General features: G+C 66.7%; 24 protein-coding genes. 14 read left to right on the top strand and 10 right to left on the bottom strand.

Translation table 11 applies throughout. The features are described 5' to 3' along the window. Positions 1-60: 60 nt before the first annotated feature. Positions 61-621, bottom strand: a complete 561-nt coding sequence (locus FBX97_RS04705; RefSeq protein ID WP_141829091.1) for a M23 family metallopeptidase — start codon at positions 619-621, stop codon at positions 61-63. A gap of 151 nt (positions 622-772) precedes the next feature. Here FBX97_RS04705 and FBX97_RS04700 point away from each other — a divergent pair, with 151 nt between their 5' ends. Continuing rightward, on the top strand, positions 773-1,024 hold the full coding sequence (locus FBX97_RS04700; protein WP_141829089.1) for a hypothetical protein: 252 nt from the start codon (positions 773-775) through the stop codon (positions 1,022-1,024). 1 nt (position 1,025) lies between these two features. On the opposite strand, the gene FBX97_RS04695 is transcribed toward FBX97_RS04700, so the two are convergent. Beyond that, positions 1,026-1,511, bottom strand: coding sequence for a MarR family winged helix-turn-helix transcriptional regulator (locus FBX97_RS04695; protein WP_141829087.1), 486 nt, complete (start codon positions 1,509-1,511; stop codon positions 1,026-1,028). A 48-nt stretch (positions 1,512-1,559) separates the two neighbouring features. Between FBX97_RS04695 and FBX97_RS04690 the strand changes: the two genes are divergently transcribed. Continuing rightward, the gene (locus FBX97_RS04690) at positions 1,560-2,291 is read left to right on the top strand and encodes a siderophore-interacting protein (RefSeq protein ID WP_141829085.1); all 732 of its coding nucleotides are present in this window, start codon (positions 1,560-1,562) and stop codon (positions 2,289-2,291) included. Positions 2,292-2,394: 103 nt separating this feature from the next. Here FBX97_RS04690 and FBX97_RS04685 read toward each other — a convergent pair whose 3' ends face one another. The 3 genes from FBX97_RS04685 to FBX97_RS04675 are packed head-to-tail and all read right to left on the bottom strand — an operon-like array spanning position 2,395 to position 4,879. Further along, entirely contained in the window at positions 2,395-3,159 is a 765-nt protein-coding gene (locus tag FBX97_RS04685; RefSeq protein WP_141829083.1) for a hypothetical protein, read from the bottom strand. A 54-nt stretch (positions 3,160-3,213) separates the two neighbouring features. Beyond that, entirely contained in the window at positions 3,214-3,996 is a 783-nt protein-coding gene (locus FBX97_RS04680) for a DUF2491 family protein (protein ID WP_141829081.1), read from the bottom strand. Positions 3,997-4,000: 4 nt separating this feature from the next. Beyond that, positions 4,001-4,879, bottom strand: coding sequence for a hypothetical protein (locus tag FBX97_RS04675; RefSeq protein WP_141829079.1), 879 nt, complete (start codon positions 4,877-4,879; stop codon positions 4,001-4,003). A gap of 84 nt (positions 4,880-4,963) precedes the next feature. Here FBX97_RS04675 and FBX97_RS04670 point away from each other — a divergent pair, with 84 nt between their 5' ends. After that, positions 4,964-5,455, top strand: coding sequence for a phage regulatory CII family protein (locus tag FBX97_RS04670; protein ID WP_141829078.1), 492 nt, complete (start codon positions 4,964-4,966; stop codon positions 5,453-5,455). Positions 5,456-5,489: 34 nt separating this feature from the next. Here the strand turns inward: FBX97_RS04670 and FBX97_RS04665 are convergent, their stop codons facing one another. Together FBX97_RS04665 and FBX97_RS04660 are read right to left on the bottom strand one after the other, a co-directional pair. Next, positions 5,490-6,632 carry a PEP-CTERM sorting domain-containing protein gene (locus FBX97_RS04665; RefSeq protein WP_141829076.1) on the bottom strand — a complete coding sequence of 381 codons (1,143 nt, stop codon included), beginning with the start codon at positions 6,630-6,632 and terminating at the stop codon, positions 5,490-5,492. 186 nt (positions 6,633-6,818) lie between these two features. Continuing rightward, positions 6,819-7,778 (bottom strand): MBL fold metallo-hydrolase, encoded by a 960-nt coding sequence (locus tag FBX97_RS04660; RefSeq protein ID WP_141829074.1) that lies wholly within the window; start codon positions 7,776-7,778, stop codon positions 6,819-6,821. Positions 7,779-7,816: 38 nt separating this feature from the next. On the opposite strand from FBX97_RS04660, the gene FBX97_RS04655 reads away from it, so the two are divergent. The 7 genes from FBX97_RS04655 to FBX97_RS04625 all read left to right on the top strand — a co-directional run bounded on the left by FBX97_RS04655 (position 7,817) and on the right by FBX97_RS04625 (position 13,611). Beyond that, entirely contained in the window at positions 7,817-8,068 is a 252-nt protein-coding gene (locus FBX97_RS04655) for an antitoxin Xre/MbcA/ParS toxin-binding domain-containing protein (protein WP_141829072.1), read from the top strand. 112 nt (positions 8,069-8,180) lie between these two features. Further along, entirely contained in the window at positions 8,181-9,680 is a 1,500-nt protein-coding gene (locus FBX97_RS04650; protein ID WP_221631735.1) for a nodulation protein NfeD, read from the top strand. A 10-nt stretch (positions 9,681-9,690) separates the two neighbouring features. Then, positions 9,691-10,476, top strand: coding sequence for a slipin family protein (locus tag FBX97_RS04645; RefSeq protein ID WP_221631733.1), 786 nt, complete (start codon positions 9,691-9,693; stop codon positions 10,474-10,476). Positions 10,477-10,784: 308 nt separating this feature from the next. Beyond that, positions 10,785-11,597 (top strand): glycoside hydrolase family 19 protein, encoded by an 813-nt coding sequence (locus FBX97_RS04640; protein ID WP_141829070.1) that lies wholly within the window; start codon positions 10,785-10,787, stop codon positions 11,595-11,597. A 321-nt stretch (positions 11,598-11,918) separates the two neighbouring features. Then, the gene (locus tag FBX97_RS04635; RefSeq protein ID WP_141829068.1) at positions 11,919-12,494 is read left to right on the top strand and encodes a helix-turn-helix domain-containing protein; all 576 of its coding nucleotides are present in this window, start codon (positions 11,919-11,921) and stop codon (positions 12,492-12,494) included. Between the two features lie 11 nt (positions 12,495-12,505). Next, entirely contained in the window at positions 12,506-13,027 is a 522-nt protein-coding gene (locus tag FBX97_RS04630) for a GNAT family N-acetyltransferase (RefSeq protein ID WP_141829067.1), read from the top strand. 26 nt (positions 13,028-13,053) lie between these two features. Further along, on the top strand, positions 13,054-13,611 hold the full coding sequence (locus FBX97_RS04625; RefSeq protein WP_141829065.1) for a cysteine hydrolase family protein: 558 nt from the start codon (positions 13,054-13,056) through the stop codon (positions 13,609-13,611). A gap of 7 nt (positions 13,612-13,618) precedes the next feature. Here FBX97_RS04625 and FBX97_RS04620 read toward each other — a convergent pair whose 3' ends face one another. Further along, positions 13,619-14,170 carry a glutathione peroxidase gene (locus FBX97_RS04620; protein ID WP_141829062.1) on the bottom strand — a complete coding sequence of 184 codons (552 nt, stop codon included), beginning with the start codon at positions 14,168-14,170 and terminating at the stop codon, positions 13,619-13,621. A gap of 137 nt (positions 14,171-14,307) precedes the next feature. Here FBX97_RS04620 and FBX97_RS04615 point away from each other — a divergent pair, with 137 nt between their 5' ends. From FBX97_RS04615 to FBX97_RS04600, 4 genes are all read left to right on the top strand, one after another. Then, on the top strand, positions 14,308-14,991 hold the full coding sequence (locus tag FBX97_RS04615) for a hypothetical protein (RefSeq protein ID WP_185748473.1): 684 nt from the start codon (positions 14,308-14,310) through the stop codon (positions 14,989-14,991). A 171-nt stretch (positions 14,992-15,162) separates the two neighbouring features. Beyond that, the gene (locus FBX97_RS04610; RefSeq protein WP_141829059.1) at positions 15,163-16,197 is read left to right on the top strand and encodes a transporter; all 1,035 of its coding nucleotides are present in this window, start codon (positions 15,163-15,165) and stop codon (positions 16,195-16,197) included. Between the two features lie 206 nt (positions 16,198-16,403). Continuing rightward, complete coding sequence (ppk2, locus tag FBX97_RS04605; protein ID WP_141829057.1) at positions 16,404-17,327, top strand: polyphosphate kinase 2; 924 nt, start codon at positions 16,404-16,406, stop codon at positions 17,325-17,327. 37 nt (positions 17,328-17,364) lie between these two features. Next, positions 17,365-18,390: a glycerophosphodiester phosphodiesterase family protein gene (locus tag FBX97_RS04600; RefSeq protein WP_141830893.1), complete on the top strand. Its 1,026-nt coding sequence runs from the start codon at positions 17,365-17,367 to the stop codon at positions 18,388-18,390. 16 nt (positions 18,391-18,406) lie between these two features. On the opposite strand, the gene FBX97_RS04595 is transcribed toward FBX97_RS04600, so the two are convergent. Next, positions 18,407-18,781: a response regulator gene (locus FBX97_RS04595; protein WP_141829055.1), complete on the bottom strand. Its 375-nt coding sequence runs from the start codon at positions 18,779-18,781 to the stop codon at positions 18,407-18,409. 115 nt (positions 18,782-18,896) lie between these two features. After that, positions 18,897-21,047, bottom strand: a complete 2,151-nt coding sequence (locus FBX97_RS04590) for a bifunctional diguanylate cyclase/phosphodiesterase (RefSeq protein WP_141829053.1) — start codon at positions 21,045-21,047, stop codon at positions 18,897-18,899. Positions 21,048-21,424 lie beyond the last annotated feature (377 nt).

Genomic DNA, 21,424 nt, shown 5'->3' with positions numbered 1-21,424 from the left:
CACCCGCTTCAACCCGCCATGGGTAGGGCCGCTAGCGTGCGCTTGTAGGAATCGATCACGTCAGGATGTCGCACGCCCTGCGACAGCGCCTGCCGCCGGCCGCAGGAAGGGATAGGGATTGATGGCGCCGCCGCCGGTGTAGATGCCGTAATGCAGGTGCGGCGGCGTATGGATCGCATTTCCCGTGTTGCCGACGTAGCCGAGCACCTTGCCTGGTACCACGCGCATGCCGGCGTGGACATCGCCGTAGCGCTCCAGGTGGGCGTAGTAATGGCGCTGTCCACCCGGCCCCAGCACCCACACCACCTGCCCGCCCAGGCGGTTGGTGCCGACCCGCACCACCACGCCTTCGGTACTCGACAGCACCGGCGTGCCGCGTTTGGCGAAGATGTCGATGCCCTCGTGGCGGCGGCCCTCGCTGCGCGCTCCGCCCCAGGTATCGGCAAGCCCGGACGGCTTGACGCCGGCCACCGGCACCGGCAGCACCGCGGGCGCCGGCAGGCTGCCGAGACGGATCAGGTACAGGGCGTTTTCCAGCCATGGCTGTACCACCGCGGCCAGCAAGATCAGGACGATCGCAACCAGCAGCCTACGGACCAGCGGACGGATAAAGGTGGGCATGGGCTGCAGTTGGGGACGCCGTCCGGAATCAACAGGGCAATCGCAAAGTAGGAGTGCGCCTAGCAGGACACGAGAAACCGGCTGTTTTCAACCCGATGTAACCGGCGTTACAGTGGCCACAGATATCAAACAGTCATGCAAAGGAAACACCATGGAACATTTACAAACAGAACGCCGCGTCGATCTGCCGGCCAGTCATCCTCACGAATCCGCGGCCGCTGAGGCCGTGCGCGAAGCCATCGGCCTGCAGGCCTGCCTCGGCACCGTCGGCGCGGTCGAGTACCTGAAGGCGCACGGGATCAACGGCGCCGTCATCGGCAGGGTGCTGTCGGGCGGCCAGGTGCGCGAAGACGACCGGGCCATGGCGGCCCAGAACGATACGCCCTGCGCACGCCAGGCTTGAATCAGCCCTGCCCTGCCTCCAGGTTGGTGCGCACGCGGCCCAGCAGGGCGGCAAGCGTGGCGCACTCTCCCTCCGACAGCCCGGCCAGCGCCGCCTCGGCCAGTTCGCCGTCGTGGCTGTGCAGCGCCGTGTGCAGTTCCAGGCCGGCCGCCGACAGCGTGACACGGGTGCTGCGGCGGTCGGTGGCGTCGGCTTCGGCCTCCAGCAGGCCGCGTTCGCGCAGGCCGCGGATCAGGCGCGCCACCTGGGCCTTGTCGCGGCCGGAGTGCGCCACCAGATCGCTTGGCGACCCGCCGGGATGGCGGGCAAAGAAGCCGAGCACCTTGATTTCCATATGAGCAAGATCGTGCTGGGCGTCGCGCAGGCTGCGGTGCTGCTGCGTGCGGTACAGGTGCATGATCTTGTGCATGGCGTCCACGACCTGCAGTGCAGCGTGGCCATCGAGGTCGGCCGGATTTTGGTTGACTTGGTCAACTTTTTTTCGCATAATGGATGACATTGTCAACTAATCGTATTTATTTCCGAGGACGATACCATGAAAGACGCAGCGCAAGGCCCGGTCATCCAGCGGGTCCGCCATGAACTCAAGCGGCGCGAGCTGACGGTTGCCGCCGTCGAACCGCTGGGCCCCGGCTTCGTCGCCATCACCTTCACCGGCGACGAGCTGGGCGACTTCGTCTCGGCCTCCTTCGACGACCACGTCAAGCTGATGTTCGACGAAAGCGCGGAGACGCCGGTACGCCGCGACTATACGCCACGCCGCTTCGACCGTGAACAGCGGACGCTGACGCTGGAATTCGCGCTGCACGGCCACGGCGCGGCCTCCGAGTGGGCACGCAGCGCGCAGGCCGGCCAGCGGCTGACGGTCGGCGGGCCGCGCGGCTCCTTCGTGGTGCCTTTGGCACTCGACTGGCACCTGCTGGTGGGCGATACCACCGCCCTGCCGGCGATCTCGCGCCGCCTGGAAGAACTGCCCGCCGGCGCGCGCGCCGTGGTGGTGGCGATGGCGGATGCGGCCGACCGGCGCGACCTGCCGACCCAGGCCGACGCCGAAATCATCTGGGTGGACAATGCCGATGCGCTGGTAGCGGCGCTGCAGGCGTGGACGCCGCCGGCCGGCCAGGGCGTGGCCTGGGGTGGCGGCGAGGCGCAGGCAATGGCGCGGGTGCGCCGCATCCTGGATGAGAAGGGGGTGCCGCGCGAACTCACCAGGGTGTCGGCGTACTGGAAACGGGGGGTGGCGGATCACCACGAGACGCTGGAGTAATGGAAGGCCTGTAGCGCGGAACCATGCCACCTGCTTAAAACCGTCGCCCCCGCGAAGGCGGGGGTCCAAGTTCTGCTACTGCCCTTGCCCCTGCCGCGGCAACTTACGCCGCGCTCTTGCCCGACAAGCGCTTCAAGCGCTCCAGCGCCGTCTCGCCGCCGTTGTCCGGCTGGCTCGCCGACTTGCGGATCGCATCCAGTTCGGCCTGCTGGTCGAGCGGCTTCTGGCCGATGTCGGCGACGATGCGCAGGCCGGCCGCTTCGTTGCTGACGTTCTGCGCGCGGCGCGTCAGCGCGTTCAGCGCGGTCGATCCGGCCTTGACGCCGGACAGGCCGGCCAGCTGGCTCTGGCGTTCCATGCGCAGTTCCTGCAGTTCCTTCTGCGCCTTGGCCGCGGCCAGCGCCTGGATCGCCTTGCGCGCCTGGGCGTCGAATTCGGCCAGCTGCTTGCTGAGCGCATCGACGATCTTCTGCAGCTCGTCCATGTAGGCCCTGGCATCGGCTTCTTCCTGGATTTCCTGCGGCAGACGCGCCTTGTTCGCTTCCAGCTCGTCGCAGAACATGGTGACCGTGGCTTCCGAAATGGTACCGGCGGCCAGGCGCTCGGCCAGCGTTTCGGCGGCGCGTTCGTCGCTCGCGATCAGGTTCTGCAGGTTCACCACGTCCTTGTGCTCCTTGTCGAAGGACGCGCGCGCGGTCGCCAGCAGCTGGGCGGTGTCGCGCAGGGTGTCGACCAGGCGGTCGCGGTCGGCCTCGGTGGCGGTCTCCGGATCGAAGTTGGCGATGGCTTCCGAAATCCGGTTGCCGAGGGCGCCGAAATGCTTCGATACCAGCCGTGCGGTCAAGCCCCATCCACTCGCGTTGCTCATGTCCTTGTTCCTTTCGTTGGTCAAAAAGTCGGGTGCTACTCTGCCACTACTGCGTTACTGCACGACCACGCGTTCCGGCTCGAGCGGAATGCCGATCACGAAGTCGACGTGGATGCCGCGCCGGCCGCTGTCGCCGTCGACGCTTTCGATGATCTCGGTGCTGATCAACAGGTATTCCCGGCTGCCGTCGGCCAGCGTGCGCACGTAGGGCATGAAATACAGTTGCTGGCGCAGCCCGCGCACGCCGCCGGCATCGTCGATGCGGGTTTCGCGGCCGGTGAACGGCGCCACGAAATCCGGGTTGCCGTGGCCGGCGTCGCGGGTGTACTCCAGCCGGTCGGCGTCGCCGAAGACCGTGGCCAGCGTGGCCGCGTCGAGCATGTCGGCCAGCTGCTCGCGCCACAGCGTGTAGCTCGGGTCGCCCAGGCCGTAGCCGGCGACGCCCGTATAGGCATCCTGGTCGTCGGCGCTTTCCGGGATCACGCGCGCCAGCTGGGTGCAGTACAGGATCTCGGCGACGGCGCCGTCGTCGGCGCTGAACACCTGCAGGAATTTCTCCTTCGCATCGACGTCGCCGGTGGCCAGGTACAGGCGGAACAGGCCGGCGTCCGGCTCCAGGCGGATCTGCGAGATCGCCAGCACGCGGGTGTCGCCATCGGCCGGCATCGCGATCAGCGAACCGCTGGCCTGGGCCCGGATCAGCGGCGAGCGCTGCAGTTGCACCAGGCTGCCGATGCGCGCGCCCAGCGGGAGTTTGTCGTCTGCGCGCGCGTCATTGGTGACGCCCTGTTTGCCGGCGATACCGCGCACGTAGCTGAACACGTCTTTCCAGGCCATCTGCTCAATTCCTCTCGAACGAATAATTCGGTTTGTCGGCCGCGCGCCTGGCGCGTGCCCGCATGATCCATTTGTAGGCAAGCCACCCGGCCAGGGCCAGCACCAGCAGCACGGCCACGGTACCGAACACGGAACCGCCGCCCTGCTTGGGCTGTGGCAGCGGCTGCGCCGGCGCGGCGCCGGGCTGGGCCACCGGACCGCCGACGCTGCCAACACCGCCGTTCCAGGACGGTGCCTGCGCCGGCGCCTGGGCGTCGCCGCGCTGCGCATGCGCATTCGCGTTGTTGGCGGCATGGGCGGCGGCGTTGGCCGCGGCATTCGCGATCACGGCGCCGGCGATCACGCGGCCGAGGTCGCCGCCGGAGGGCTGCGTCCTGGCGTAGCCATTGTTATTGCCGTAGCCTTGGCCGTAGCCCCGGCCCGGCGGCAGGTTGTCCGCCTGGCGCGGGATGTCGTCGCGCCGCGGCGGAGGTGCATTGCGGGCGGCGTCGCGCGCGGCCTGGGCGGCGCGCCGTTCGTCCAGCGTGCGCAGGGCGCGGGCCTCGGCGGCCTCGCGGTCGAGCTTTCGCGACAGCGCCGAATCGGAGCGCCGCGCGTCCGACGGCGCCGCCCGGCCGAAGGAACCGAAACCGCCGCTGCCTGCCCGCGACGGCGCGCCTGCCTGCGACGCCGAGGACGAGCGCTTGCCGAACGAGCCGATACTGCCTTTCGACGGCGACGGCGACGAGCGCTGCGACGAAAAGCCGCTCCTGAACGACCCCGAACCCGAGGGCGAGGCGCCGGCCATGCCATGTGCCAGCGGCAGCAGCAGCGCCAGCACCAGCAGGGCGTGAAACCACTTCGGCGCAGACTTCGGAGCGTATCTCGGGGCAGTCTTCAACATGGTCAGGGTCGCCGTCAAAAGTTACAATGAGAATAACGAACAGCATGTTGACATGCACCGGTAAAATAATCAAAGGATTACCATATGACCCGCCGCTACCTCGACATGAATCAACACGACGCGCTCTACACTGTGGCGCGCAAGTACCCCGGCGGGCTGGACGCGCTGGCGCGCGAGCTGGGCATGTCGGCCAACGTCCTGCGCAACAAGCTGGCGCCGAGCATTGGCTCGCACTACCCCTCGTTCGAGGAAGTCTCGCTGATCGTCGAGTGCTGCCACAAGGCCGGGGTGGCGGATGTCCTGCTGCCGCTGCACGCGCTGCTGGTCAGGCACGGGATGGCGGCCTTCGTGGTGCCGCAGCCGGAAACGGCACGCCAGGACGATCTGTCGCAGACCGTGTGCCGGGTAATGAGCGAAGTGGGCGCGGTGGCCGAAGCGGTGTCGGGGGCGCTGATGGACGGGGTGATCACGGCGGCCGAGGCCGACCTGATCGAGCGCGAATTCCACTCGGCCCTGTCGGCGCTGGGCGCCTGGCGCGCGCGGCTGCGCAAGGATAGCGAAGCCGGGATCTGCTGAAGCTGCCGGGCGGCGCCGGGCCGGGCGTCCGGCGTCAGGCGCGCCGGCCCGGGCGGCGGCGCAGCAGCAGCATGGCCGCCATGCCGACGCCGCCCAGCCACAGCGAGGCCGGTTCCGGCGCCTCGGCCGTCGGCTCGAGCGTCGCGACCGGGATGGCCGGCGGTGCCACCGGAGACAGCACCGTCCCGGGCAGCGTGGGCGCCGGCACGGCGGGTTCCGGTTCCGGCTGGACGGTGTCGGCCAGTTCGATCGGCGCTGCGACCGGTGCCGGCGCAGTGTCGGCCGGGCTGGTGCCGCGCGGGGTTTCGCTGGTCGAGCCGCCGGCGCTGCCGGTCTGGGTCGGCAGCTTGCCCGGGTCGCTGGTCGAGCCGACCAGGGCGCTGCTGCCGCCGGTCACCACGGTCGGCGTGCCATACGACGGGCCCGGATACGATCCCGACGGCACGCCGCCAGGGAAACCGCCCGGCGGGTGCCAGCCTTCGCCGCCGGTCACCGCCAGCAGGCCGGCGCCGTTCGGGAAGCTCAGCAGCTGGTGCGCATAGCGGCCACCCTCGCCGGCGAATGGCGCGGCGACCTGCAGCGGCCCGCCATCGCCGCCATCGTCGACCGCCGCATCGAGTTCCTCCTCGCTGGGCGCGCCTGCTTCCACCGGCAGCATTGCCACGTCGGAAATGCGGTTGCCGCAGCGTCCGCGGATTTCGCTCTTGCCGTCCGACAGCAGGGTCTCGCCTTCGGCCAGCATCACCTTCTTTGCGGTCCAGAACACCTGGTCGCCCTTGCGGTAGGACACGTGCACGGCGCGCGGCTTGGCGACCGCGACCGGATGCGCCTTCGCCACCTCGAACGAGGCGTAGTGGGCTGCCACCACCTTGTCGGTCTGGATGACGTGTGCCAGCTCGGCGCGTCCCGCTACACCACCGGCCACGATCGAATACGGATAGATGCGGCGCGGACCGGCCGCCACCGCTGCGGTCCCGGCCGTGACTGCGTCAGCCGGCCGCGCCGACGCATCGGCGGCAAACACCCCCTCCTGGCTGCGGGCGTGCAGCAACGGCGCGTTTCCTTCCAATAGCACGCCCGCGCATGCCGCCACGCCCAGCAACGCCACGGCGAGGACGCGCTTCTTGAGGCGGAGACCTTCTCTGCTACGGCGGATGTAGGCAGTGCGATGATTCATTCGGGCAACCTGGGTAGGAGTGATCCTACAGGTTAGATGATTCCCGTTTGCAAATCTATGGCTTCAGGCAATTTTTTGAGTGGCGCGTTGCAGAAATGCCGAAAAAATTGACGGATTTGACAGGGGAATTGCCGACGTGCATTGCCCGGCCCTGCGATCGGCAGGACGATCTTCAGCGTTTCGGATTCAGGATTGCAGGCTCAGCCGGCCTTCGCGGTCGAGCAGGTAGCGGTCGAAGTCGCGCGCCAGGAACAGCCGGCCGTCGTAGGCCGTGCGTGCTTCGGCCTCGACCGCGCCGATCGTCAGCGGACCGCTGTCCTGGTAGCGCGGGCTGAAATGGGTCAGCACCAGGTTCGGTACCCCGGCCGCCTGGGCGGCGGCAGCGGTCATTCTGGCCGAGCTGTGCTGCGGTCCGGGGCCGACCTTGTGCAGCACGTCCTCGGTGTAGGTCGCCTCGTGGATCAGCACCTCGGCCGTGCGCGCCTCCTCCACCAGCAGTTGCGGCCTGTCGTTGTCGCCGCCGACAATGATCTTGCGTGCCTTGCGCGGCGCCAGCAGGAAGTCGTCCGCCTGCAGGATGCGGCCGTCGTCCAGCGCCACGTCCCCACCCTGCTGCAGGCGGCCCCAGGCCGGTCCCGGCGCCACCCCGGCGGCGCGCAGCCGGTCGGTGTCGATACGGCGCTCGACGCTGCGCTCGGTGAAGGCGTAGGCCCAGCACGGCACCCGGTGCGACAGCGCGATCGCGTGCACGCGCAGGTCGGGCAAGGGGTCGGCGCCTTGCAAGCGCCCGGCTTCGACGAACTCGACCGGGAATGGCAGGCCCAGCTCGCTGGTGGCCATCACCCCCTGCAGGAAAACGCGCAGCGGCGCCGGGCCGACGACGAACAGCGGCGCACTGCGGTTCTGCATGCCGGCACTGGCCAGCAGCCCGGGCAGACCGTAGCAATGGTCGCCGTGCATGTGGGTGATGAACACGGCACGCAGCGTGTGCAGCGACCAGGCGCTGCGCAGGATCTGGTGCTGGGTGCCCTCGCCGCAATCGACCAGCGACCAGTGCCCCGCGCCATGGGTGCGCAGCGCCAGCCCGCTGACGTTGCGCGCCTTGCTGGGCGTGCCCGCGCCGGTGCCGAGAAATTGGAATTCCATGGAAGCCATTATGCCGTGGATTGGGTATGATACGCGCCATGAGCCAGGACGATTCCCTTTCCCCCGATGCATTCGCGGCGCTGCAGGCCCGCTTCCAGCAACAGTCGCGCAAGGCGCAGGCCTACTACACGGTCATGCACGAAGCCGGCAAGGTCCTCGGCGGCGACGCCGCGGCCGATGCCTGGATGAACGCCCCGCTGGCGGCGCTGGGCGGCCAAACCCCGGCCGCGCTGGTCGGCGCCGGCCGCGCAGACGACGTGCTGGCCCACGTGCGCACCATGAAGGCCTGACCTTCCGGGTTGACGCCGGCGGCGTTTGCGGCAACGCAGACCGCCCCCGTGCGGCGGAAACCGCAGGCCCTGCCGCCGGTCAAATTCTCATCGAGGAGAATGGGACTGGCGCATGAAAACGGGGGCCTTGCTGCAGATACCGGCGTGGATGCGGACAGCGTTGCTGGCCCTGCCCCCGCTCGCGCTGGCACTGCTGCTCGGCCTCGCACCGGGGCGCACGCACGCTGCCGCCCCTGTCGGCATCCTCACCATCGACGGCGCCATCGGCCCGGCCAGCGCCGACTACATCGTGCGCGGCATCGAGCGCGCCGCCGCCGGGCGCCACCAGCTGCTGATCCTCAAAATGGATACGCCCGGCGGCCTCGACACCTCGATGCGCAGCGCGATCAAGGCGATCCTGACCTCGCCGGTGCCGGTCGTGGCCTATGTGGCACCGGGCGGCGCGCGCGCCGCCAGCGCCGGCACCTATCTCCTGTACGCCAGCCACATCGCGGCGATGGCGCCCGGCACCAACCTGGGCGCGGCGACGCCGGTCGAGGTCGGACTCGGCGGTCCGCCGCGGGAGCCCGGACAGCCGCAGGCGCAGCCACCGCCGCGCGACGCTGCCGGGAGCAGCCCGCGCACCGGCGACAGCGACGACAAGCGCCGCAGCGACGGCAGCGCAGGGCCGGACGGCAAGCGGGCCGAAGGCACGGCCGACCAGCCCGTCTCCGGCTCCGCCATGACGCGCAAGCAGGTCAACGACGCCGCCGCCTACCTGCGCGGCCTGGCCCAGCTGCGCGGCCGCAACGCCGACTGGGCCGAGCGCGCCGTGCGCGAAGCGGTCAGCCTGACCGCCGGCGAAGCGCTGAAGCAGCACGTGATCGAGGTGGTCGCGGCCGACGTGCCGGCCCTGCTGGCCCAGCTCGACGGCCGCAGCGTCACCGTGCTCGGCCAGGTGCGCCGCCTCGACACGCGCGCCGCCGTGGCGGTCGAGCTCATGCCCGACTGGCGCACCCGGGTGCTGGACGCCATCGCCAATCCCAGCCTGGCGCTGCTGCTGATGACGCTCGGCGTATACGGACTGGTGTTCGAATTCATGAACCCCGGCTACGTGGCGCCGGGCGTGATCGGCGCCATCTGCCTGCTGCTCGGCCTGTATGCGTTGCAGATGCTGCCAGTCAATTACGCCGGCCTGGCACTGATCGCGCTCGGCTTGCTGTTCATGGGTGCCGAAGCCTTCCTGCCGAGCTTCGGCATCCTCGGCCTGGGCGGCATCGTCGCCTTCGTCGCGGGTGCCCTGATGCTGATCGACACCGAACTGCCCGGCTATGGCGTCCCGCCGGTGCTGATCGGCGCGCTGGCCGTGACCAGCGCCCTGCTGCTCACCGGCACCGCGCGCCTGGCGCTGGCCACGCGCCGCCGTCCCGTCACCAGCGGGGCGGCCGGCATGATCGGCGCCGTAGTCAAGGTCGAGAACGTGGCGCCCGGCGATGCGCATGCCGGCTGGGTACGCGTCGAAGGCGAATTGTGGCAGGCGGTCAGCACCGGGCCGCTCACGCCCGCGCACAGCGTGCGGGTGGTCGGCCGCAAGGGGCTGACGCTGGACGTGGTGCCATTGGACGCTTCATGAGGGAAATCCGATGATCCTCGATATCGGCGTCGGCCTGGGCGCCATCATCGTCCTGCTGTTTCCGCTGGTGGCTTCGGCGGTGCGCGTGCTGCGCGAGTACGAACGCGGCGTCGTGTTCCAGCTGGGCCGCTTCTGGGGCGTCAAGGGTCCGGGCCTGGTCATCATTATCCCGCTGCTGCAGCAGATGGTGCGGGTCGACCTGCGCACCGTGGTGCTGGACGTGCCGACCCAGGACGTGATCTCGCGCGACAACGTGTCGGTCAAGGTGAATGCCGTGCTCTATTTCCGCGTGGTCGATCCGGAAAAGGCCATCATCCAGGTCGCCAACTTCATGGAAGCCACCAGCCAGCTGGCCCAGACCACGCTGCGCGCGGTGCTCGGCAAGCACGAGCTCGACGAAATGCTGGCCGAGCGCGAGCGCCTCAACATCGACATCCAGCAGGTGCTCGACACCCAGACCGACGCCTGGGGCATCAAGGTGGCGAACGTCGAAATCAAGCATGTCGACCTGGACGAATCGATGGTGCGCGCGATCGCGCGCCAGGCCGAGGCCGAGCGCGAACGGCGCGCCAAGGTGATCCATGCGGAGGGCGAGCTGCAAGCTTCGGAAAAGCTGCAGCAGGCCGCCTTCGTGCTGGCGCGCCAGCCGGGCGCGATGCAGCTGCGCTACATGCAGACGCTGGGCGCGATTGCCGGCGACAAGTCGTCGACGATCGTGTTTCCCTTGCCCTTGGAATTGCTGGGGACCATTGCCGGGGCGCTGGATCCGGCGCGCTCGAAGGAGAAGGACCCGTAGCACTCGACAACCCACGGTGGCCGCGTACAAACTTGTCCATTGCGTCCCTCAGTTGATCATCGAGTAAAAATCCCTACTGCTTGAATTGGTCTTCGGTTGTTCGATTGCTGTACACTAAAGGCCGAGATCGGCCAAAGCGTACCCAGGCTGCGGACATGACATGACTCACGAGCTCACACAGTAGTGATGAATATCCGTTCCTTCAGTTCGAATCGGGAATGTGGAAAATGGCTTATCAGGCAGCGCTACTGTTCTCTCAGTCAGATTACGCTCTATAAATCCAGGTCAACATCGATTGGAGACTGCCAATGTTACGCAAAACAAGTATTTTCGGCATAATTTGTGCGGGGATAGCTTTGTTGCCGCCTGCCTTCTCAAAGCCAGGATTTCCCAGGCATCCTTTATGTAATCTAAATCAAGCCAAATCCCAAGAAATCAATAAACTTGAAACAGCCTTTCGCTCAGAGTTTTGCAAGACTCCCACATCTGGCTCCTGCAACGATAGATGGAACAACGGTAAGCTATTTCTTGAAAAGGCTTTGGCAGATACCCGAATAACTGATGTTGGCACGATATCGTATATGTTTGGCACTATCTATGCCGAAACTGGAATTAAAAATTTTTCCCCGTCCACAACCGAAGTCATCGGCAGTAAAAATAGAAATGAAGGCTACGTCAAAGAAGGTTTCTATGGCCGAGGATGGGTACAGCTTACGCACAAGAATAAATATGAAGTGGCATCCAGGGTTTTGCACAAGGATTTTATAAAAAATCCAGATTTGGTTCTTGAGCCAGATAACGCTTATGAAATTTTATTTCGCGGCATGCGTGACGGCTGGATTGAAGTTTATCGAACCTCTGTCAATGGTTCCGTTTCTCGCGAAGTACCAATAAAACTTGGCGATTTTGTTAATTCAAAAGAAGTTAATTATGACTTGGCGCGCGCCGTAATAAATGCCAATTGTAAAAAAATTTCCGGCAAATGCGCGCCCTCGAATATCGAATATCGTAAAGGCCTATTTATTCCGCCCGCAGAATCTTTGAATGCCGGCAGTAAAGCGGCAATGGCAGCGGAGAAAATGGAACATATTCTATGTCAAATAAGCATCGGTAAAAAATAATCTATACCATTTTTTCTGGGTCGTGATGCTATCGATGACGCATCCATAAAGCTGCATCAGGACCTCGCTGGCAAGCCAAGACAAGCATTAAGAGCACCTAACAGAACCTTCAGGCAAGGCGCATCGAAGACAGGACGCTAGTACGGCGAAATACCCCATGTTTCAATATCCTGCGTGACAACACCGTTTTTGCACACGGAGCATCCTTCAGGGTGGCAAGCCCGCATCCATACCCTCGCGAAATTCCCAGTCCCAGATTCACGCGCGCGAGATCATGCATTCCACTTTACAGGAAATAAATATCCAGTATAGTGGACACCCATGGACATCAATCAACGCATCGCCGGGCGCGTCCGTGCCGCCCGCGACGCCGCCGGCCTGTCGCTGGCCGCGCTGGCCGAACGCAGCGGGGTCAGCCGCTCGAACATCTCGCTGATCGAACGCGGCGAGAGCAGCGCCACTGCCACCGTGCTGGACAAGCTGAGCGCCGCGCTCGGGATCACGGTCGCCGCGCTGTTCGAGGCGCCGCCCGGCGATGCGCCCTCCCCGCTCGCGCGCGCCGCCGACCAGCCGGTCTGGACCGACCCCGGCTCGGGCTACGTGCGGCGCAACCTGTCGCCCGCGGCGTGGTCGCCGATCCAGCTGGTCGAGGTCAGCTTTCCACCGGGTGCGCGCGTTGCCTACGAGACGTCGGCGCGCGCGGTCGACGTCGACCAGCAGGTCTGGATCGTCGAGGGGGCGATGGAAGTGACGGTCGGCGCCATCCGCTGGCAGCTGGCGGCCGGCGACTGCCTGGCGATGCGGCTCGACCAGCCGATCGCTTTTCACAACCCGGGGCCAACGCCGGCGCGCTACCTGGTGGCGCTGACGACCCAGGCGCACAAACCGCCTAAATAAAGGAGAAAACCGTGAACGAGATCCTGGTGCGCCCGCTCGGCGCGGACGAAGCGGCGGCGCAGGTCGCACAGCTGGCGGACGTTCTGCTCGACTGCGTCGAAGGCGGCGCTTCGGTCAGCTTCATGCTGCCGCTGGCGCGCGAAGAGGCGCTGGCGTTCTGGCGCGGCGTGGCCGACAGCGTGGCGCGCGGCGAGCGCACCCTGATCGTCGCCGAGGATGCGCACGGCATCGCCGGCACGGTGCAGCTGATCACGGACATGCCGGACAACCAGCCGCACCGCGCCGACGTCGCCAAGCTGCTGGTACGGCGCCGTGCGCGCGGGAGCGGGATCGGGCGGCGCCTGATGGAAGCCGTCGAACAGTCCGCGCACGACCAGGGCCGCCACCTGCTGGTGCTGGATACGGCCAGCGCCACTGCCGCTCGCCTGTACGAACGGCTCGGCTGGCAGCGCGTCGGCGTGGTGCCGGATTACGCGCTGCTGCCCGCGGGCGGACTGTGCGCCACCACCTTCTATTACAAACAGCTGGCATGACGCCGCATGCCACCGCGAGGAAGCCCATGAATGCATCGACCGCCCTGATCCTGATCGACATGCAGAATGCCATGCGCCTGGACCGTCTGCCGCCACGCAACAATCCACAGGCCGAGGAGCGCATCGCGCAGCTGCTGGACGCCTGGCGCGCGGCCGGCCAGCCGGTGGTCTGCGTGCGCCACATCAGCCGCTGCGCGACCTCGGTGTTCGCGCCGGGCCAGCCCGGCGCCGCGTTCCAGGAACGCTTCCTGCCGCTGCCGCACGAACACGTGGTCGAGAAGAACGTGCCGGATGCCTTCATCAACTCCGGCCTGGAACGCTGGCTGCATGCGCGCGCGATCCGGCGCCTGGTGATCGTTGGCGTCAGCACCAACAACTCGGTCGAGGCCAGCGCGCGCACGGCCGGCAACCTCGGCTTCGAGACGACCGTGGTCGCCGATGCCTGCTTCACCTTCGACAAGCAGGATTTCGGCGGCACCTGGCGCAGCGCCGAAGACGTGCACCTGATGGCGCTGGCCAATCTGCACGGCGAGTATGCGCAGGTGCGCAGTACCGACGCCGTGCTGCGGCAGCTTGGCGTCTAGAAGGCGATCAGGCGCGCAACTGCTCGTCGATCGCGCGCTGGACCATCGGATCCTCGGGCGTGACGTCCGGATTGAAGCGCGCCACCACGCGACCGTCGCGGCCGATCAGGAACTTCTCGAAGTTCCACAGCACGTCGGCCGCATCGTCCTGGGCGAAGCCGTAACCGGCCAGCTTGGCGCGCATCGCGCCCTGCGCCGGGTCCTGGGCAGCCGGCTGCGCCTGTGTGAGGGCCGCGTACAGCGGATGGCGCGCCGGCCCCTTCACCGAGATCTTCTCGGCCAGCGGGAAGTCGACGCCGTAAGTCGTGCTGCAGAACTGCGCGATCTCGTCGTTGCTGCCGGGCTCCTGGGCGCCGAAGTCGTTGGCCGGAAAGCCGATCACTTCCAGCCCATCGGCGCGCTTGGCTTCGTACAGCCGCTCCAGGCCGTCGTACTGCGGCGTCAGGCCGCATTGCGAGGCCACGTTCACCAGCAGCAGCACCTTGCCGCGGTAGGCCGCCAGCGTGGTCTCGCTGCCGTCCATCAGGCGGAATGGGATCTGGTCGATGTCGGTTTGCATGGGGTTTTCTCCGGTGGTTGGCCTCCCATTGTAGCGGCCATGCAGTCCGATTGCATCGAAGACAAGCCGGGCGTGAACCGGCGACCCATGCTTTCGGTATCATTGGCATAATGAACACGCTCTTTCTACGTCGCAGCTTGTGCACCGCAAGCTTCCTGTCTGTCTGCACACCGGCCCTGGCCACGCGGCCGATGGTCGTCGACGACGCCAGCATCGAGTCGCCCGGCAACTGCCAGCTCGAAAGCTGGACCCAGCGCACGGCCGCCCAGGTCGAGTACTGGGCAGTCCCTGCCTGCAACTTCGGCGGCGCGTGGCAATCGTGGGAACTGAGTGCGGGCCTGGGGCGCGTCAAGCCGGACGGCCCGGATGGCGCCTATCGCTCCGGCGTCCTCCAGGCCAAGACCGTGTTCCGCCCGCTGCAAACGAACGGCTGGGGCATCGGCCTGACCGTGGCCAACCAGTTCCGCCAGGGCGCGGGCGTGGCCGGCGACCTGTCGGTGCTGGTGCCGGCCAGCCTGTCGCGCTTCGACGACCGCCTGCTGATCCACGCCAACCTGGGCTGGCTGCGCGCCCATGCCGACCACCGCTCCGACCTGTTCTGGGCCGGCGGCGCCGCGTGGGCGGCGCGTCCACGGCTGACGCTGACGCTGGAAGCCTACGGCACCGCGCGTGGCCGGGCGCTGGCCCAGGCCGGGATGCGCGTGACGCTGGTGCCGGACCGCCTCGCGCTCGATGCCGGAATCGGCCGCCGCATCGGCGGCGGCGAGAGCGAGCGCTATGCCACGGTCGGGCTGACCTTCGCCGGGCCGGTACTGCGTTGACGCCGCGGAGCGGAAAAAAAAAGTCCGCCAAACTTGCGCCTGGCGGACAAATCCGGGTTCCTGCGAAGAACCACTTTGGAGAGAGAAACGCCAGCATAATCGCCGTCCATGTCAGCAGCATGACAAGGCGCCCTGCTCTACAATCCCCGCAACGCTTGCCAAGAGAACGCCATGTCCCTGTCCGCCTTCCAGTATGGTTCCGATGATGCCGGCCTGGTATGGGGTTTCCTGATCGATGCGGACGGCCGGACGGCTGCGATCGGCGCGCCGGACGCCATCGCCCGTTTGCGCCGGTCGGCCGGCGTTGCCGCAAGCGACGCGGTCCCGGACCAGTACTTCTGGCTCCATTTCAACCTGTCGAACGCCGCCAGCGAGCGCTGGCTGCGCGCCCACGCCGGCCTCGACGAAGGCTTCTACGAGATCCTGCACCAGGGCTCACGCTCGACCCGCATCGAGGTCGTCGACAATGCGCTGGTCGCGGTGGTCAACGACGTCCTCCACAACTTTTCCTTCGACAGCGCCGACATTTCCACGCTGTGGGTGCACGTGACCCCGCACGGCGTGATCAGCGCGCGCCGCAAGCCGCTGGAATCGATCGAACGCCTGCGCCAGGCGGTGCTGCATGGCGCGCCGCTGCGCTCGCCGGTGGAACTGCTGGTGCACCTGCTGCGCGACCAGGCCGAGGTGCTGGTCAACATCGTGCGCGACGCCGTGGCCCGGGTCGACACCACCGAAGACCAGTTGCTCGCCGGGCGCCTGACGCGCAAGCGCGAAGACCTGGGCGCGCTGCGACGGGTGCTGGTACGCCTGCAGCGCTTGCTGGCGCCGGAACCGGCGGCGCTGTTCCGGCTGCTGCAGCGGCCGCCCGCCTGGGTCGCGCCCGAGGACCGCCAGGACCTGCGCCAGTCGACCGAGGAATTCACGGTGGTGCTGAGCGACCTCGCCTCGCTGCAGGAACGCATCAAGCTGCTGCAGGAAGAGATCGCGGCCCAGGTCAACGAAGACAACAACCGCAGCCTGTTCCTGCTGACCATCGTCACCGTGATGGCGCTGCCGATCAACCTGATCGCCGGCCTGCTCGGCATGAACGTCGGCGGCGTGCCGCTGGCGCAGCATGCGCACGGCTTCTGGATCGTGCTCGGCTTTACCGCCGCCTTCACCGCGGCGGTGGCCTGGCTGCTGCTGCGGCTGCAACGGCCGCGCTGAGGCGCCGCAGGCCTTGTACTGCGCCGCAGCGTCACGTTGCGGTCACAATCCCCCTCTATAGTTGTCTCGGAATTATTAACGCCGAGTCAACTTTCATGAATACGCATGCCACCGCCCAGGCCGCGAACCGTTCCAGCGCGCGGCTGTCCACAGTACGCAATCGGATTGCCCCTTTTTCGAAACCGTTCTGACTGCCGGGACCCGCCATGAAAGAATTCGACCGCAACGACGACATCCTCCAGCGCGTCCAGCGCGACGCCCTGGACAGCTACGACGAAGAGCTGGAACTCGAGCTCGACGACCGCGCCCTCGATCCGGACACGCTGCTGCCGCAGCTGGAGGCCAGCGATGCCGAGCGCGATGCGCGCCAGCGCTATTTCCGCGAACTGTTCCGCCTGCAGGCCGAGCTGGTCAAGCTGCAGGACTGGGTCGTGCAGACCGGCCACAAGGTGGTCATCCTGTTCGAGGGCCGCGACGCCGCCGGCAAGGGCGGCGTCATCAAGCGCATCGTGCAGCGCCTGAACCCGCGCGTGTGCCGGGTGGCGGCGCTGCCGGCACCGAACGACCGCGAACGCACGCAATGGTATTTCCAGCGCTACGTGCCGCACCTGCCGGCCGCCGGCGAAATCGTCCTGTTCGACCGCAGCTGGTACAACCGCGCCGGGGTCGAGCGCGTGATGGGGTTCTGCAGCGACGACCAGTACGAGGAATTCTTCCAGACCGTGCCGGAGTTCGAGCGCATGCTGGTGCGTTCGGGGATCCAGCTGATCAAGTACTGGTTCTCGATTTCCGACGAAGAGCAGAACGCGCGCTTCCTGAGCCGCATCCACGATCCGCTCAAGCAGTGGAAGCTGAGTCCGATGGACCTGGAATCGCGCCGGCGCTGGGAGGAATACACCAAGGCCAAGGAAATCATGCTGGAGCGGACCCACATTCCGGAAGCGAAATGGTGGGTGGTGCAGGCGGTCGACAAGAAAAAAGCGCGCCTGAACTGCATCCACCACCTGCTGCAGCAGATGCCCTACGTCGAGATCGAGCGGCCCGAGATCCACCTGCCGCAGCGCGAATACCACGAGGACTACGTGCGGCGGCCGGTGCCGCCCGAGATCATCGTGCCGGAAATTTACTGACCGAGAACCCTCCCCCACCCCGAAAGGATCCGCTCTCATGAAACAACCGATGCATCTCTGCCTGCTGCCGCTCGCCGCCCTGACCCTCTTTTCCGGTACGGCGCAGGCCACGCCGACGCTGACCGGCGACCGTCCGCTGGTGATTTCCCACCGCGGCGCCAGCGGCTACCTGCCGGAAGAGTCGATCCAGGCCTACCAGCTGGCGATGCGCATGGGCGCCGACTACATCGAGGGCGACGTCTACCTGACCGCGGACAACAAGGCAGTGATGCTGCACGACGGTACCCTGAACGCCACCACCAACGTCGTGGCCTACGCGGCGACGCATCCGGACATCGCCGCCCTGCGCTCCGCCAACGGCAGCTACGACGTCACGAAATTCACGCTGGCGCAGCTGCGCCAGCTGTCGGTGACCTGCCGCAATGCGAACGGCTACTGCACCGACAAGACGTATTTCGATGCCGGCCAGTCGTACACCTTCGCGTCCTACAGCGACTTCCTCGACCTGGCCTACAACAACTACCTGGCCACGGGCATCGCCATCGGCGTCTTCCCGGAAGCCAAGCAAGGCGGCCTGGCCGTGGCGGAAGCGATCCTGGCCGGCCTGACCGATACGAAATACAACGGTTACTTCACGACCGCCGGCCGCGCCCTGACGCAGTCGTTCGACGCCACCCAGGTGAGCTACCTGAACGCCAATTCCGCCATTCCGGTCAGCTACCTCGGCGCCTGCCCGACCACCGCGGCAGCGGCGGCCCAGGTGGCCGCCATCGCCGACGGCATCGGCCCCTCGACCGGCCAGCTCAGCGCCGCCTGCGTGAACGCCGCCCACGGCGCCGGCCTGAGCGTGATCCCGTACACCTACCTGAACAATCCGTCGACCTACGCCAGCGCCTACAACCTCGGCGTGGACGGCGTCTTCACGAATTTCCCGGACATCGCCGCCAGCGTGCGCGACCAGGTGTTCGGGCCGGAGACGCCGGTGCCGGAGCCGCACTCGGTCGCGCTGCTGGGCCTGGGTCTCGCGGGCCTCGGCGTGTTCCGCAAGCGCAAACAGGCCTGAGCATCACATGTGAACCTCAGGCCGGCAGCGGCCTGCTCCTGAGCGTCGAGACGATGGTGTCGATGCTCGCCGGCTTCGCCAGGTGCGCATTGAAGCCGGCGGCCAGGGTGCGCGCCCGCGTGGCCGGTGCGTTACAGGACGACAGCGCCACCAGGTAAGGGACCTCGCCGGTCGCGCGCACGGCGCTGGCGACGTCGAAGCCGTCGATGTTCAGCATGGCGAGGTCGAGCAGCAGCGCGTCGGGCCGGAATTCGCGCACGAGCTGCAGCGCTTCGGCGCCGCCGTAGGCGCAGCATGCCTGGATACCGTGCAGGCCGAGGGCTTCGGTCAGGAAATCGGCGACGTCGCAGTCATCGTCGACGACGAGCACGCGGGGAGAGGAAGTAGGCATGGCCAGGGTCCGGTAAGGGGCGTCGCTGCGCGACGGTTACGCGGCGTTTGCTGGGCCGGGGTGAGATGGCGGGCGATGTGGCCAGCCAGGCCGCCATCCTACCACGATTACTGCGTCACGCGTGCAGCACGTCGACGAAGCGGCCGAGCGGCATCGGCCGGTGGAACAGGTAGCCCTGCATCGCGGTACAGCCATGGGCGCGCAGGTAGCGCGCCTGCACCTCGGTCTCGACGCCTTCGGCCACCAGGTGCAGCCGCAATCCGCGCGAGATCGAGATGATCGCCAGCACCACCGGGTAGTGGCCGTTCTCGTCGTGGATCTCCTGCACGAAGGACTGGTCGATCTTGATGGTATGGACCGGGAAGCGGTGCAGGTAGGCCAGCGACGAATAGCCGGTGCCGAAGTCGTCGATCGCCACCGACACGCCGAGCTGCCCCAGCTTGTTCAGCTGCTCGATGGCGCGCTGCGGGTTGCGGATGCAGATGTTTTCGGTGATCTCGACTTCGATGGCGCCGGGCGCGACGCCATGGCTCAGCATGGCGTCGTGCATCTTGTCGAAGAAATCGCCGCGGTCCAGGTATTGCGGCGATACGTTCAGCGACAGCTTCAGCTGGACGCCGCCGATGTGGGTCCAGGCGGACATGTCGCGGCACAGCGCGCCGATCATCCAGTCCGAGATCGGCAGCATCAGGCCGCTCTCCTCGGCGAAGGGTAAGAATTCACCGGGCGAGACCACGCCGCGCAGCGGGTGGTTCCAGCGCATCAGCGCCTCGGCACCGATGATGCGGCCGCTGGCGGCGTCGATCTGCGGCTGGTAGTACATTTCCAGTTCATCGTTCTCGAGCGCCTTGCGCAAGCCCTGTTCGAGCGCGATCTTCTGGTGCGCCGCATCCTGCATCGACGGGTCGTAGAAGGCGTGGCCGTTCTTGCCGCGCCCTTTGACCTGGTACATGGCGATGTCGGCGTGGCGCAGCAGCTCGTCGATGGTCTCGCCGTGTTCCGGGTAGACCGCGATGCCGATCGAGGCCGAGATGTGCACCTGGTGGCCGTCCAGGTCGAAGGGCTGGTGCAGCCGCTCGAGGAACTTGGAGGCGACGATGCGCGCATCCTCGCGGTCGCGCAGCTCGGGCAGCACGATGGTGAATTCGTCGCCGCCCTGGCGCGCCAGCGTATCGCCCTTGCGCAGGCATTCCTTCAGGCGCCCTGCGGCCTGCTGCAGCAATTCGTCGCCCTGCACGTGGCCGAGGGTGTCGTTGACCAGCTTGAAGCGGTCCAGGTCGACGAACATCACCGCCAGTTCGGCATGCTTGCGCCGGGCCTGGTGCAGCGCCAGGCCGAGGCGGTCCTTGAACAGCGTGCGGTTCGGCAGGCCGGTCAGGATGTCGTGGTAGGCCTGGTGGTAGATCACCTCTTCGGCGCGCTTGCGGCCGCTGACGTCGCGTGCGATGCCGTAGGTGCCGATGAAGGACGGTTCGCCCGGCGCCCGGTCCGGCCGGTGCATGCCCATCGCATTCAGCGAAATCGTCATCGCCGTGGTGTTGAAGGCGTGCGCATGGCGGGTGCCGGCGCGGCATTCGAGGCGCAGCTCGACGTTGCGCGCGGCCCGTTCGCCGGCGCGGCGCTCGTCGAACACGTGGCGCGCGCGTTCCAGGTCGTCCTCGTGCACCAGCACCGCGTAGTGCTGGCCGATCAGTTCGCGCCGGGTGTAGCCGAGCAGCTGGCAGGCGCGGTCGTTGACGAAGGTGAAGCGGCCTTCATGGTCGAGCGTGTAGATGATGTCCGGCGACGAGTCGACCAGGTAGCGGTACATCTTTTCCGAGTTTTCCAGCTGGCGGGCGATCAGGCGGTTGCCCTGCTCCAGGCGGCGCTGCTGCAGCGCGTTGGCGACCGTCTGCAACAGTTCCTCGCGGCTGTAGGGCTTGCGCAAGTAGTCGTGGGCGCCGCGCTTGAGGGCACCGATCGCCGCGTCGATCTCGACCATCCCGCTGATGACGATCACGCCGGCGTCGATGCCCTGCTGGTTGATGAAGTCCATGACCCGGTCGCCGCCGACGTCCGGCAGGCGCAGGTCGAGCAGCACCAGGTCGAAGCGTTCGCGCGCCAGCCGCGCCAGGGCCTCGCCGCCGCTGGCGACGCAGGTCAGGTGGTAGCCGCGCCCGTGCAGCAACTGGCCGAGCGAGCGCAAGGCATGCGCTTCGTCGTCGACCACCAGCAGCCGCGGCGGCTTGCCATCGGTAGCGGCCGGCAGGTCACTGAACACGGGCATCCCGGCTGGGAAGTTCGAGGGACCGGGGTGGAAGCCGGTGGGGGACCCTGGCAATTGCTGATGGCGCTTTGACATCCTGGGGGCAATAAAATATTTGCCGTGGGTATGAGAAGGCACCAATCATATCGGCATCATTCCTCAAAGACAATAATTTCTACCAGGTTTTGTGTCTCGCAAACCATCTTTTTGCCGTTCACAACACCAGAGGCCATGAGGTATCGGGTCTGGACATACGCGCCCACACACCCGCGTTGCGCTGGTACAGAATTGATACACATTTGTCAAAAACTTGGTGACAATTACCTATTGGCAATTTATGATTCTTCAAATTCATCAATTTTTCTATCGGCGTGCCGCAGAAGTGCCGCCCTCATCAT

Source organism: Herbaspirillum sp. SJZ107, from assembly GCF_006715485.1.
Lineage (GTDB): Bacteria > Pseudomonadota > Gammaproteobacteria > Burkholderiales > Burkholderiaceae_D > Telluria.
The sequence above is the reverse complement of the archived record's forward strand: the minus strand, read 5'-3'. Positions and strand labels throughout refer to the sequence as shown.

Excerpts from the sequence above, each read along its gene's own strand:
- FBX97_RS04705 (WP_141829091.1), bottom strand. The coding sequence starts at position 621 with ATGCCCACCTTTATCCGTCCGCTGGTCCGTAGGCTGCTGGTTGCGATC.
- FBX97_RS04700 (WP_141829089.1), top strand. The coding sequence starts at position 773 with ATGGAACATTTACAAACAGAACGCCGCGTCGATCTGCCGGCCAGTCAT.
- FBX97_RS04695 (WP_141829087.1), bottom strand. The coding sequence starts at position 1,511 with ATGCGAAAAAAAGTTGACCAAGTCAACCAAAATCCGGCCGACCTCGAT.
- FBX97_RS04690 (WP_141829085.1), top strand. The coding sequence starts at position 1,560 with ATGAAAGACGCAGCGCAAGGCCCGGTCATCCAGCGGGTCCGCCATGAA.
- FBX97_RS04685 (WP_141829083.1), bottom strand. The coding sequence starts at position 3,159 with ATGAGCAACGCGAGTGGATGGGGCTTGACCGCACGGCTGGTATCGAAG.
- FBX97_RS04680 (WP_141829081.1), bottom strand. The coding sequence starts at position 3,996 with ATGGCCTGGAAAGACGTGTTCAGCTACGTGCGCGGTATCGCCGGCAAA.
- FBX97_RS04675 (WP_141829079.1), bottom strand. The coding sequence starts at position 4,879 with ATGTTGAAGACTGCCCCGAGATACGCTCCGAAGTCTGCGCCGAAGTGG.
- FBX97_RS04670 (WP_141829078.1), top strand. The coding sequence starts at position 4,964 with ATGACCCGCCGCTACCTCGACATGAATCAACACGACGCGCTCTACACT.
- FBX97_RS04665 (WP_141829076.1), bottom strand. The coding sequence starts at position 6,632 with ATGAATCATCGCACTGCCTACATCCGCCGTAGCAGAGAAGGTCTCCGC.
- FBX97_RS04660 (WP_141829074.1), bottom strand. The coding sequence starts at position 7,778 with ATGGAATTCCAATTTCTCGGCACCGGCGCGGGCACGCCCAGCAAGGCG.
- FBX97_RS04655 (WP_141829072.1), top strand. The coding sequence starts at position 7,817 with ATGAGCCAGGACGATTCCCTTTCCCCCGATGCATTCGCGGCGCTGCAG.
- FBX97_RS04650 (WP_221631735.1), top strand. The coding sequence starts at position 8,181 with ATGAAAACGGGGGCCTTGCTGCAGATACCGGCGTGGATGCGGACAGCG.
- FBX97_RS04645 (WP_221631733.1), top strand. The coding sequence starts at position 9,691 with ATGATCCTCGATATCGGCGTCGGCCTGGGCGCCATCATCGTCCTGCTG.
- FBX97_RS04640 (WP_141829070.1), top strand. The coding sequence starts at position 10,785 with ATGTTACGCAAAACAAGTATTTTCGGCATAATTTGTGCGGGGATAGCT.
- FBX97_RS04635 (WP_141829068.1), top strand. The coding sequence starts at position 11,919 with ATGGACATCAATCAACGCATCGCCGGGCGCGTCCGTGCCGCCCGCGAC.
- FBX97_RS04625 (WP_141829065.1), top strand. The coding sequence starts at position 13,054 with ATGAATGCATCGACCGCCCTGATCCTGATCGACATGCAGAATGCCATG.
- FBX97_RS04620 (WP_141829062.1), bottom strand. The coding sequence starts at position 14,170 with ATGCAAACCGACATCGACCAGATCCCATTCCGCCTGATGGACGGCAGC.
- FBX97_RS04610 (WP_141829059.1), top strand. The coding sequence starts at position 15,163 with ATGTCCCTGTCCGCCTTCCAGTATGGTTCCGATGATGCCGGCCTGGTA.
- ppk2 (WP_141829057.1), top strand. The coding sequence starts at position 16,404 with ATGAAAGAATTCGACCGCAACGACGACATCCTCCAGCGCGTCCAGCGC.
- FBX97_RS04600 (WP_141830893.1), top strand. The coding sequence starts at position 17,365 with ATGAAACAACCGATGCATCTCTGCCTGCTGCCGCTCGCCGCCCTGACC.
- FBX97_RS04595 (WP_141829055.1), bottom strand. The coding sequence starts at position 18,781 with ATGCCTACTTCCTCTCCCCGCGTGCTCGTCGTCGACGATGACTGCGAC.
- FBX97_RS04590 (WP_141829053.1), bottom strand. The coding sequence starts at position 21,047 with ATGCCCGTGTTCAGTGACCTGCCGGCCGCTACCGATGGCAAGCCGCCG.